Annotated in this window: 1 protein-coding gene (running past one end of the window); it reads right to left on the reverse strand. The window is 69.9% G+C overall.

Annotated elements, in window-relative coordinates; genetic code table 11:
- Positions 1 to 13263, reverse strand: partial view of a non-ribosomal peptide synthetase gene (locus tag B1818_RS14885; RefSeq protein WP_078113166.1) — the 3' portion only. The gene runs 13092 nt beyond the window's last position; the window shows 13263 of its 26355 coding nt (coding positions 13093-26355); the start codon falls outside the window, past its right edge; the stop codon is at positions 1 to 3.

The raw sequence follows: 13263 nt of genomic DNA on the forward strand, positions 1-13263 counted from the left end.
CTACTCAGGGAGCGGGTGGGGGCCGTCGCTTGCGCGCCGCGACTCGGCCTCGCGGATCGCCGCGTCGATCCGCGGTCCGATCACCTCGAGCGCGTCGGTACCGACGATCCCGAGGTGATCGGCATCGACGTCGACACGGGTGACCCGCCCGCCGAGGAACGATGTCCAGCGTCCGGCGGTGCTGTCCGGGTCGGCCTCCCCCGCCGCCGCGACGACGAGCATCGCGTCGCCGTCGTAGGTTCGGGGCCGATGGTCGACGGTGCGTCGGGCCGACGTCGCCATCCGTTGGAGCATGCGGTCGAACGCGGGTCCGTCGAGGAGTCCGAGTCCGACGACCCGCTCGCGGACCGCCGCCGCCATCGCGGCCGGATCGTCGGAGGCGGTCACCGCGTCGATGTCGATGACCGCTCGCCACCCGCCGAGCAGGTCCGCGACCGTGGCTCGCGCATCCTCCGCGGACACCTCGGCACGCGCCGCCGCCCCGTCGGTCTCGAGTTCACCGCCGGTCGCGGGATAGCTGTCGAGGAGGCCGAGGAACCCGACTTCGGCACCCTGCGAACGCAATTCGGCCGCCATCTCCTGGGCGATGAGCCCGCCGAGGGACCATCCGACGAGGTGGTAGGGCCCCTGCGGGACGATCGCCCGGATCTCGGCCACATACCGCGCGGCGAGTTCGCGGATCGACGTGGCGGCCGTGTCGCCGGCCACCACGAAGGGGTCCTGCAGACCGAAGACCGGCCGGTCTTCGAGATACGGTGTGAGACCGGCGAACAGCCACGCCAACCCATCGGCGGGGTGGACGCAGAAGACCGGTTCGCGGCTGCCGTCCGCCCGTAGCGGCACGACCACCTGGCCCCGCGGTTCGGCGGTGTCGGTGGATTCCTCGTGCGTCGCCTGAGCAGCGAGCCGGGCGCCGAGATCGCGCGGTGTGGGTCCGGCGAAGATCCATGCGACCTCGACGGGCAGTCCGGTCCGTCGCCGCAGCAGCGACACCAGCCGAACCGCCGACAGCGAGGTCCCGCCGAGGTCGAAGAAACCCTGGTCCGCGTCGGTCACCGCGGTCCCGGTGATCTCCGACATCGCTTCGGCGACCGTCACTTCCCAGCGGCCGGTCGGGGCCGCGGGCTCGGCGTCCTCGCGTCCCCCACCGGCTGAGTTCATGAGCGACGCGACCTCGCGGCGTCCGGGTCGCCCGTCCGCGCCGACCGGGATGGCGTCGACGACGCTGATCACCGTCGGAATACAGTGTGCGGGCAATACTCTCGACAGCTCGCGTCGGAGGTCGGAGGCGCCGGGGCCGTCGCGGTCGACCACGACCCAGGCCCCCACCTCGACTCCGTCATCCGTCGGCTGACCGTCGGACGCCGACGCCACGACCGCTGCAGTGACGACGCCCGCCACCGCGTTGAGTGCCGCCTCCACCGCATCGAGATCCACTCGCCGCCCGCCGATCCGGGGGTGACGCTCGACCGGCCCGAGGATCTCCGGTCGTGTCATCGAGGCGTCGACCCACCGCGCCCGCATACCCGTCGCGAGCAGCGAACCGTCTGCCGTGCGCTCGTGCAACTCACCCGGCACCCGCGCCGGTACCGCCCGGCCCGCGCTGTCGAGGATCAGCGACGCACCGTCAACGGCACCGGTCACATCGACCTCGTCCAGCACCATGTCGATGTCACCGGTCACGGCGTCGAGCATGCCTAGGAAGACGTCGCGTATCGACTCAACCGTCTCGATGTCGAACAGCGCTGCGGCGTAGTCGATCTCGCCGACCAACTCGACAGCCGCACCGACGGACCGCTCCGCGAGACCGAGGGTGAGGTCGACCTTCGCCGGCGGCGGCCCCGGTTCGAGGGCCACGACCTCGAGACCGTCCACGATGAGCGGCTCGGCGTCCGCGCCGATACCAGGCACCGCCGGTGTCCCGGACGACTCGCCGAGATAGTTGATCATGACCTGCACGAGCGGCGCGTGGGCGGTGGACCGGACCGGGGTGAGGTGCTCGACGAGGGTCTCGAACGGGATGTCGGCGTGCGCGAAGGCCGCGAGATCGGCGTCGCGGACCCGGCGGAGCAGGTCCTCGACCTTGTCCTCGGAGTGCACCGATGTGCGGAGCACCACGGTGTTGACGAACATCCCGATGAGCCCCGCCGTGGCCGCGTGCCCGCGACCGGAGATGGCGGCGCCGACGCTGATGTCCCGCACATCGGCCACACGGGCGAGTGCGGCGACGAAGGCGGCGTGACAGACCATGAACGGGGTCATCCCGTGCACGCGTGCGGTCGCCGCCACCGCCGCGCTGCGCTCCTCGCCGATCTGGAGGGGCAGCCGACCACCGGTGGGGTCGGCGATCGGTGGACGCGGACGGTCACCGGGGATCTCCAACGCGGCCGGAACGTCGGCCAGCGTCTCGGTCCAGAACGAGTACTGCGCCGCCATCGGTGAGGTCGGGTCGTCGAGGTCCCCGAGCACATCGCGTTGCCACAGCGCGTGATCGGCGTATGCGATCTCCGGTACGTCGATCGACCCGTCTTCGGGGCGTCGACCGTTGCGGTACCCACCGAGGAGCTCCGCGGCCAGGATCGCCAGGGACGCCGCATCGCCGGCTATGTGGTGCAGGATTAGCACGACTCGAAACACTGGCGGCGACGCACCCTCCGCTGATACCAGCGACGTCACCACACGCAACGGCAGCTGCGTCGTCACGTCGAATCCCTCCGCGCACAACGCCATCGCGTCCTCGGGCGTCCCGGCCGATTCCCAGCGCAGTCGGGCCGCCGCCACCGAAGGATCGAGGATGTGCTGTAGCGGCACCCCGCCGTCGCCGAGCGGGTAGACGGTCCGCAGCGGTTCGTGTCGCGTCATCACAGCCGCGACCGCGGCGCGTAGTGCGTCGACATCGAGGAGTCCCCGGATGTCGAATGCGATCGGCATGTTGTACGTCGGGGACGTCACGTCGAACTGGTTGATGAACCACAGTCGCTGTTGCGCATACGACAACGGGATGCGCTCGGGCCGGGGTCGTGCGACGAGCGGATGGTCGGAGACCCGACGACGCGTGACGAGTTGCGCGAGCTCGCGGACCGTCGGGGTGCGGAAGAGGTCGCGCACATCGAGGTCGGTCCCGAGCTGCTCGCCGATCCGGGCGACGACCCGCATCGCGGCGAGCGAGTTGCCGCCCAGATCGAAGAACGGTGTCGTGACCGAGATCTCGTCGAGTCCCAGCACGTCGGCAACGACGACGGCCATCGCCCGTTCGACGGCGTCGGCGGGCGGCACCATCTCGACCGGCTCGCTCCGCGGCGCGGGCAGGGCCCGGCGGTCGAGTTTGCCGGTCGCGGTCACCGGGACCGAATCGAGGACCACCCACTGCGTCGGGTGCATGTACTGCGGCAACGCCTGCCGCAGATGCTCACGGATCGCGTCGAGATCGACACGGCCGGCGAGGTATCCGACCAGTGCATCACCCGCCGGCCCGCTCCGGACGGTGACCGCCGCGTGCGAGATGCCGTCGACACGGGCGAGGACGGTCTCGATCTCCCCGAGCTCGATGCGCTGTCCACGTAACTTCACCTGGAAGTCTGCCCGGCCGAGGTATTCGAGCGCACCGGAGGCGTTCCAGCGCACCAGGTCACCGGTTCGGTAGAGGCGACCTCCGTGCGGGCCGGTGGGGTCGGCCACGAACCGTTCGGCGGTGAGGTCGGGCCGGGCGGCATAACCGCGCGCCAGCTGATCGCCGCCGACGTACAGCTCGCCGACCACCCCGACCGGCGCCGGGCGCAACCCGTCGTCCAGCACCCACGTGGTGGTGTTCGCGTTCGGGCGTCCGATCGGCACGATCACGTCGCCGGGGGCGAAGCGGTACGCCGTCACCTCGACGGCCGCCTCGGTCGGCCCGTAGAGGTTGTCGAGGTCCGCCTGCGGCACGAGCGCCGCCATGGTGTCGGCGGTGGCCGCCGGCAGTGCCTCGCCCGACGCGTTGACCTGCCGCAACGACGACAGTGCCGCGCGCCGCTGCGGGTGGTCGCCGATGTACTCGACGAACGCCGCCATCATCGACGGCACGAAGTGCACCGAGGTGACCCGATGCCGCTCGATCTCGGCGAGGACGTGAGCCGGGTCGATGTGACGGCCGTCCTCGACGATGACGAGGCGGGCCCCGGCCATCAGCGGTTCGAACAACTCGGGGACGGACACGTCGAAGGTGACCGGCGTCTTGAGCAGAACGGCATCGTCGGGACGCAGCGGGGAACGCACCGCCATCCATGCGAGTCGGTTGAGTACGGCGCCGTGACTGACCGTGACCCCCTTCGGCGTTCCGGTAGAGCCGGACGTGAACAACGTGTAGAGGGCGTTGCCCGGACACGGGCGACGGAGTTCCGGCCGGGGACCCGAGCGGTCCTCCGGCGGGGCGTTTCCGTCGACGACGAGCATCGGTACCGACAGACCGGACAGCGCGGACGGGGTCACCTCAGCGGTCAGAATGACCGCGATCGACGCGGCGTCGACCATCGCGGCCACTCGTTCGGGCGGACTCGACGGGTCGATGCTGACATAGCTGCCGCCGGCCATCACCACCGCGTGGATCGCGAGCACCAGCTCCACCGACCGCGGGATACACACGCCCACGGCCACTTCGGGACCCACGCCGTGTGCGGACACCGTCTCGGCCAGCTGGGTGATCCGGTCCATGAACTCGCGGTAGGTCACGGATCGCGCACCGGCCACCAGGGCCGTCGACTCCGGTGAGCGTCGCGCGGCCGCCTCGATCGCATCGGTGACCGTCGACCACGGCACCGACAGATCGGGGCCCGCGACCAGTTCGGCGATCCGCGCGCGCTCGGCCGCGTCGGTCAGGTCGATGGCACCGACAGCCATGTCGTCGGCACCGACGACCGCCTCGAGGACCCTGGTGAGGCGGGTGATCGCGGTGCGCGCGGTCCGATCGTCGAACAGGTCGGTGGCATAGACGATCTCGACGTCCCACGCGCCTTCGGGACGGATCGTCACCGCCACGGTCAGGTCGAGCTGGGTGGTGCCGGTGGACGCCTCGATCGGTTCGAAGGTCAGTTCCGCCGATCCCGAGGGGTCGGTCCCGACCGTTCCGGTGTCCTGATCGTGCAGCACCGACAGCATCACCTGGCTGATCGGGGCGAACGCCTCCGACCGGACCGGGGACAGTCGGTCCACCAGGTACTCGAACGGGACATCGGCGCGTGCGAGGGCGTTAATGTCGTCGACGCGCACCCGTTCGAGGAACTCCCCGACCGGGGTCCGGGGGTCGACGTCGGTGCGCAGGACCACGGTGTTGACGAACATTCCCACGAGGTCGTCGAGATGCGCATGGCCCCGTCCAGCAACCGGGGTGCTGATCACGATGTCGCGGGTCGCGGACAGCCTGGCCAGCACGATCGACAGCGCGGCGTGGACGACCATGAACTCGGTGGCCCCGTGGGCGCGGGCCGTGTCCGTGATCCGCTGTGTCAGTTCGGTCGGGATGGCCGCGGTGACGCGACCGCCCCGTTGCGACGCGACCGCCGGTCGCGGCCGGTCCGTGGGCAGCGGGAGGAGGTCGGGGATCCCCGACAGTCGATTCACCCAGTAGCCGACCTGGCGACCGAGAACGGACTCCGGCGAGTCGATGTCCCCCAGCGTCTCCCGTTGCCACAGTGCGTGATCGGCGAACTGGATCGCCGGCGCGGCCGCCGCTGGCGCATGGCCCCCGGCACGCGCCAGATAGGCCCCCCACAGATCGGCGGCGAGCGGCCTCATCGACTCACCGTCGGCGGCGATGTGATGCAGTACGACGACGAGGACGTGGTCGTCGGTGTCGATCCCACCGCCACCGACCGCGAACAGGCGAATACGCAGCGGCAGCTCGGACGTGATGTCGAAGGCGGCATCACCGACGAGTGCGGCCGGGTAGGCGAGCTCCCGCGGAGCCGCGATGTCCTCCCACCGCAGGCGGGCCCGGGCCTCGTCGATCGGCAGGATGTGCTGCCGCGGTTCACCGCCCGGCGCCGGGAACACGGTCCGCAGGATCTCGTGGCGGGTCAGCAGGTCGACGACGGCGGCGCGTAGCGCACCCCGGTCGAGCCGGCCGCGGAGGCGGACGGCCATCGGAATGGTGTAGGCCCCCGAATTCGGATCCAACCGGTTCAGGAACCAGATCCGTTGCTGCGCATACGACAGTGGAATGTACGCGGGCCGCGGATCGACACGGCGCAGCGGTGGCGGTCGCGACGCATCGTCGTAAGCGGCGTCGACGCGACGCGCGAGCAGGCGAACCGTCGGCGCCTCGAAGACGTCGCGGACACCGACGCGGACCCCGAAAGCGTCCCCCGCGCGGGCACTTACACGCGTGGCCGACAACGAGTTGCCGCCGATGACGAAGAAGTCAGCGGTCACCGACACGTCGTCGAGTCCGAGAACCTCGCCGACGATGGCCGCGAGTAACCGCTCGGTGTGCGTCGACGGCGGAACGCGTTCGGCGTCGGCCTTCGACGGCTCGATGGCGGGGAGGCCGGCGCGGTCGATCTTCCCGATCGGGCTGCGCGGGATGGAGTCGAGCACCATGAGTGCCGCCGGGACCATGTGCGATGGCAGATGAGTCGCGAGATGTTCACAAAGGGCGGAGATCTCGACCGGCCGTCCGGGGTCGACGGGTTCGACGTAACCGGCCAGCGAGGTCACCGGGTTCCCGACCCCGATGACCGCCGCCGCCCGCACCTGCGGGTGTGCGGTCAGGACGGCCTCGATCTCACCGAGTTCGAGCCGTTGGCCGCGCAATTTGACCTGGAAGTCGGCGCGGCCGACGTAGACCAATCCGCCACTGCGGTCCCGCCGCACGAGATCCCCGGTCCGGTACATCCGCGTGCCCGGTGCCCCGTCGACGGCGGCGACGAAGCGCTCGGCGGTCAGCGCCGGCCGTCCGTGGTAACCGCGTGCGAGTTCGGGACCGGCGAGGTACAGCTCCCCGACGACCCCCGGCGGCACCGGATGCAGCCGCTCGTCCAGGACATGGGCGCTCGCGCCAGGGACCGGGCTGCCGAGGTGGACCGGCTCGTCGACGCCGATCGGGGGCGAGGTGACGCTGATGATCGTGGTCTCGGTGGGTCCGTAACCGTTGTGGAACGCCACGTGCGCGGCCCACCGGTCCTTCTCGGTGTCGGGGACGGCCTCGCCGCCGACGAGGACGTCGGTCATGGGCAGGCGACCGGGATCCGGCAACGACGCCGCCACCGACGTCACCAGGAAGGCGTGGGTAGTGCGGTGCGTCGTGATGAAGTCGGCGAGCTCGCGGCCCCCGTACACCTCGGGAGGCGCGACGACGAGCGTCGCAGCACTGCCGTAGGCACCGAGGACCTCGAGTATGGCGGCATCGAACGCGGGCGAGCTGATCCCCAGCCAGCGCGCGTCGGGCCCGGATCGGTGCCGGTCGCGCAGCACCGTACTGACACCCGCGAGGCCGCGGTGCGTCACGTGCACCCCCTTCGGCGTCCCGGTCGATCCGGAGGTGAAGATCATGTAGGCGCCGGAATCGGGTGTCACCGGCCGGTTGCGACGCGGCGGGTCGAGCGCCGGGCGTCTGCGCAGGTCGGCGACGAGCGCCGCGTCCAGCAGCAGTCGCGGCGGCCACGTGGAGGCCGTGTCGGCGGTGGGCCCCTCGACACTCCCGTCGGTGAGCACCAGCACGGCGTTCGCGGCGTCCAGGACCCGAGCGATGCGTTCCGCCGGGTAGCGGGGGTCGATCGGGCAGTACACCGCACCGGTCTTGGCCACTGCCCACAAGGCGAGCTGCGCGGTCGTCGAGCGCGGGAACGCGCTGACGACCACGTCCTCCGGACCGATACCGCGGCCGATGAGGACCGTCGCGAGATGCGAACTCGCCGAATCGAGTTCGGCATAGTTCCAGACGTGTTCGGGGTCCGCGGCGGCGGGGTCGACGACGGCCGGGTGGGTCGGACGCATCCGCGCCGCGTCGATGAGCAGGTCCGAGAGGAGTTCCGGGGCGGGATCGGGGTCGCCCGAGACGAGCGGGATCATCTCCTCGTCAGGGGTCAGTAGCTCGAGGTCCCCGACCGGCAATGTGCTGTCGCCGACCGCGGACGTCAGCACGCCGACGAATCGGTCCGCGAGCCGGCGCGCGTCGGAGTCGCCGAAGAGGTCCGTTGCGTAGGTGAGCGAACCGCGCCACGGAGCCCCCTCGGCCGGGTCCGTCAGAACACCGAGGGTCAGGTCGACTTTTGCCGAGTTGTCCTCGACGGCAACGGGTTCGACGTCGAGGCCGGCGAACTGCCCACCGGGGGCGGCGGGGGCGGCGAGATCGGACGTGGTGAGCAGCACCTGGACCAGTGGCGCATGGGACGCGGTGCGGGCCACCCCGAGTTCGTCGACGACGTCGTCGAACGGTACGCCGGCGTGATCGAGGGCGTCGAGATCCACCTCGCGCACCACCCGCAGGAGGTCGGTGAACGGCTGTGCGGGGACGATCGGGGTCCGCAGCGCGACCGTGTTGACGAACATGCCGATCAAGTCGTCGGTGTCGCCGTCGCGGCCCGCGGCGGCGGTCCCGATGACGACGTCGCGGCTGCCCGACAGCCGACCCAGCACCGCGGCGAGTGCGGCGTGCAGCACCATGAATGCGGTGGCGTCGCCGGCGCGGGCGAGGATGCCGATCCCCTGCGCGACACGTCCCGGGATGACGAACTCGACGGTCGCGCCGCGCATGGTCGGCGTGGCCGGGCGTGGATGGGTGGTGGGCAGATCCATGAGGACCGGGGCGCCGTCGAGCCGGCGGGCCCACCACTGCCGGTGCTCGTCCTGCTCGTCCGCTCGTCCGGCGACCTGCAGGACGTGATCGGCGTACTGGATCGGGAGCGGCGGCCAGTCCGGGCTCCGACCGTCGCGTCGTGCCGAGTACGCGGTGAGCAGATCGCGCGACAGCGCCCGGCCCGACTCGCCGTCGGCAGCGATGTGATGGATGCTGACGGCCAGCAGTGCACTTGTACCGGGATCGACGTATACGCGGGCGCGCACGGGCAGGTCACGGGTCAGGTCGTATGGCTCGGCGGCGACGGCCAGCGCTTCGGACTCGGAATCCGCCACCGCCCAGTCGAATCCGGTATTCTCCGGATCGACGTCGTGGATTCGTTGCTCGGGGCGTCCGTCGCGGGACACCGGGTAGGTGGTCCGGAGAACCTCATGACGGGCGACCACGTCGGCGAGCGCTCGGCGTAGCTGTTCGACCTCGACCGTGCCGCGGAGTCGGAAGGCGAACGGGATGATGTACGACGCCACCGTCGGCTCGTACTGGTTGATGAACCACATGCGGCGTTGGGCGCTCGAGAGAGGCAAGACCGACGGACGGGCCGGTGCAGCCGACCGATCCGGGACTGCGGTTCCGGCCCCGGCGATGTCTGCCGCCTGGATTCGACGCGCGAGATCACGGACCGTCGGGGCGTCGAAGACGTCTCGCACCCGTACCGGGACGCCGAGCATCCGGGAGACGCGGGCCGCGAGTCGGGTCGCGGCCAGTGAGTTGCCGCCGAGATCGAAGAAGCTGTCGGTCACCGACACCGAGTCCGCGGCAGACAGCCCGAGCACGTCGGCGAAGACACCGGTGATCGCGACTTCGGCGTCGGCCTCGGGGAGCACGCGTTCGGCGGCGACAAAATCCGGTGCGGGCAGGGCTTTTCGGTCCACCTTGCCCGCGGTGTTCAACGGCAACGTGTCCAGGACGACCCAGGACGTGGGGCGCATGTACGCGGGTAGTTGCTCAGCGGTCGCGCGCAGATGCTCGACGTCGACATCCGCTCCGGTGACGTGAGCCACGAGTTGTTCTCCCGCAGCGAGTTCCATGACCGAGACCACCACCTGGGCGACACCCGGCGTGGTGCCGAGGACGGTTTCGATCTCCCCCAACTCGATCCGCTGCCCCCGCAACTTCACCTGAAAATCAACACGACCCACATACTCCAACTCACCCACACCACTCCACCGCACCCGATCACCCGTCCGATACAACCGCACACCCACCCCACCAAACGGATCCGCCACAAACCGCTCCGCAGTCAACCCCGCCCGCGACGCATACCCCCGCGCCACCTGCACACCACCCAGATACAACTCACCCACCACACCCACCGGCACCGGACGCAACCGCGAATCCAACACCCACACCGACACATTCGGCACCGCCCGACCAATCGGCACCACCACCTCACCACCCGACACCACATACGACGTCACATCCACCGCCGCCTCCGTCGGCCCATACAAATTCACCACCCGCACCCCCGGCACCAACCCCCGCAACCCCTCCACCGCACCCACACCCAACGCCTCACCCGAACAAAACACCTGACGCAACGACCCCAACCCCGAACCCAACCCGCCCGAACCCGGCAGCACCGACTCCTGCGGCACCGACTCCCCGAGAGCATCCACAAACACCGACAACATCGACGGCACAAAATGACACACCGACACCCCGAACCGCTCCACCACCGACGCCACATACCACGGATCCCGATGACCACCCGGCTCCGCCACCACCACCGAAGCACCAACCATCAACGGCCAGAACAACTCCCACACCGACACATCAAACGACACCGGCGTCTTCCACAACACCACATCCCGCCCCTGCAACCCGAACAACGACTGCATCCACCCCAACCGATTCACCACCGCAGCCTGCGACACCGTCACACCCTTCGGCCGACCCGTCGACCCAGACGTGAACAACGTGTACACACCCGCACCACCCGGCACCTCCCCCACACCCGACACCACCTCACCCAACAAACCCACACCCAACCCCTCACCAACCACCACACCATCAACCGAAACACCCACCCCCTCACCACAATCCACCACCACACGCCGCACACCCCCAACCCCCGAAACAACACTCCCCCCACCCACATCCCCCGCCCGCACCAACACCACACCCACACCCGCCGTCGACAACATGAACCCCACCCGCTCCGCAGGCGCATCCACCTCCACCGGCACATACCGACCACCCACAGCCACCACCGCATGCACCGCCACCAACAACTCCAACGACCGCGACATCACCACACCCACAGCCGAATCCACACCCACACCCAACCCCGACAACTCCCGCGCAACACCCCCCACCAACCCACCGAACTCCCCATACGACACCACCCGACCACCCACCCGCACCGCCACCGAACCCACCGACAACCCCACCCGCTCAGCAACCACCGACCCCACCGAACGACCCGACCACCCCAACCCCACCTCCACACCACGCGACCAACCCTCGATGGCGGCGCGCTCGATGGCGTCGACGAGGTCGATGTCGCCGACGATCACGTCGGGATCGGCGAGGCCCGCGTCGAGGACGTCGACGATCCGCGCACCGATGCGTCGCACCGTAGGCTCGTCGAAGAGGTCGGTGGCGTACACGATCCGGCCGGCCAGGCCGGCGAGGGCACCGGCGTCGTCCCGATCGGCGGACATCCCGATCATGAGGTCGAACCGGGCAGCGGGCGCACCGGCCTCGACGGGCGTGATCGTCAGTCCCGGCGCGGACAACTCCCCCACGGAGGTCTGTTCTAGGGTCAGCAGCACCTGGGTCAGCGGCGCGAACGCCTCGCTGCGCGCCGGGGCGAGGGCATCGACGAGGTACTCGAAGGGCACGTCGGCAGCGGCGAACGCATCGAGGTCGGTGTCGCGCACCAACCGGACCAGTTGCTCGAAGGTGGCCGAGGCGTCGACCTCCGTGCGTAGGACCAGAGTGTTGACGAACATGCCGATCAGGGCGTCGAGTTCGGCACGGCCACGGCCGGCCACCGGTGAACCGACCGCGATGTCCGATGTCCCCGACAACCGGGACAGCACCACCGCGACCGACGCGTGCACGACCATGAACACGGTCACGCCGTGTGCGCGGGCGAACGACTCGATGCGGGGTGCGAGACCCTCGGGCAGGTCGAGGTCCACCACCGCCCCGCGGAGGGACGCCACCGGCGGACGGGGTCGGTCGGTGGGCAACTCGAGGACCTCGGGCAGGCCGGCGAGGTGATCGCGCCACCAGCGCGACTGCCTGCCGAGTTCGGAGTCCGGGTCGTCGATCGAGCCCAGGGCGCGCTCCTGCCAGAGCGCGACGTCCGCGTAGTGCACCGGCAGCGGAGGACGGACAGGCGCGCGACCCTCGACGCGGGACCGGTACGCGTGCAGGAGATCGTCGACCAGGGGCGCCAGTGACTCGCCGTCGGCGGCGATGTGGTGCAGCACGACGACCAGCACGTGGTCGTGTGCACCGTGGTCGTCGGGATCGGATCCGAGAATGCCCGAACGGATCGGGAGGTCGCGGGTGACGTCGAACGGTTCCGCGGACAGCGTCTCCACCCTGGCGGTCCGCCACCACTGATCGACGGTGACGTCGTCAGCCGCGGCGATGTCCTGCCACGGCCGGCCATCCGGGCCCTGTGGGTAACGCGTCCTCAGCACCTCGTGCCGGTCGATCACATCGGCGAGTGCCGCGCGCAAGGCGACGACGTCGAGACGACCACGCACCCGTAGGGCGAACGGGATGTTGTAGGCCGATGACCCCGGATCGAACTGGTTGATGAACCACATGCGTTGCTGCGCCGGCGACAACGGGAGGCGGGCAGGACGCGGGATCGAACCGAGGTCTGCTGTCTCGGCGGGTGAACCGCTGTCGGTGCGACGGGTCGCGTCGACGAGAGCAGCCATCGCGCGCACGCTCGGTGCATCGAAGAGTTCACGAACGCCGAACAGCACACCGAACACGTGAGCGACCCGCGCCGCCACCCGAGTGGCCGACAGTGAATGTCCGCCGATCTCGAAGAAGCTGTCCGTCACCGAGATCGCCGTGGCGTCCCCACCACGGCCGAGCACCTCGACGACCATGCCGGCGATCGCGCGCTCGGTGTCCGTGTCCGGTTCCACCCGTCGAGTGGAGAAGAGATCCGGTGCGGGCAGGGCTTTTCGGTCGACCTTGCCCGCGGTGTTCAGCGGCAACGCGTCGAGCACCATGACGGTGTCGGGAACCATGTACGACGCGAGCCTGCGGGCGGCATGGTCTCGTAGCCGCGACACCGCCGACTCGTCGGGTCCGGTGACGTACGCGACCAACCGGTCGTCGTGCACCACCGCGACTGCCGAGACCACGTCGTCGGCGCTCGCGAGGACGGTTTCGATCTCCCCCAACTCGATCCGCTGCCCCCGCAACTTCACCTGAAAATCAACACGACCCACATACTC

It is taken from the genome of Gordonia sp. IITR100 (assembly GCF_002009645.1).
In the GTDB taxonomy this organism is placed as follows: Bacteria; Actinomycetota; Actinomycetes; order Mycobacteriales; family Mycobacteriaceae; genus Gordonia; species Gordonia hongkongensis.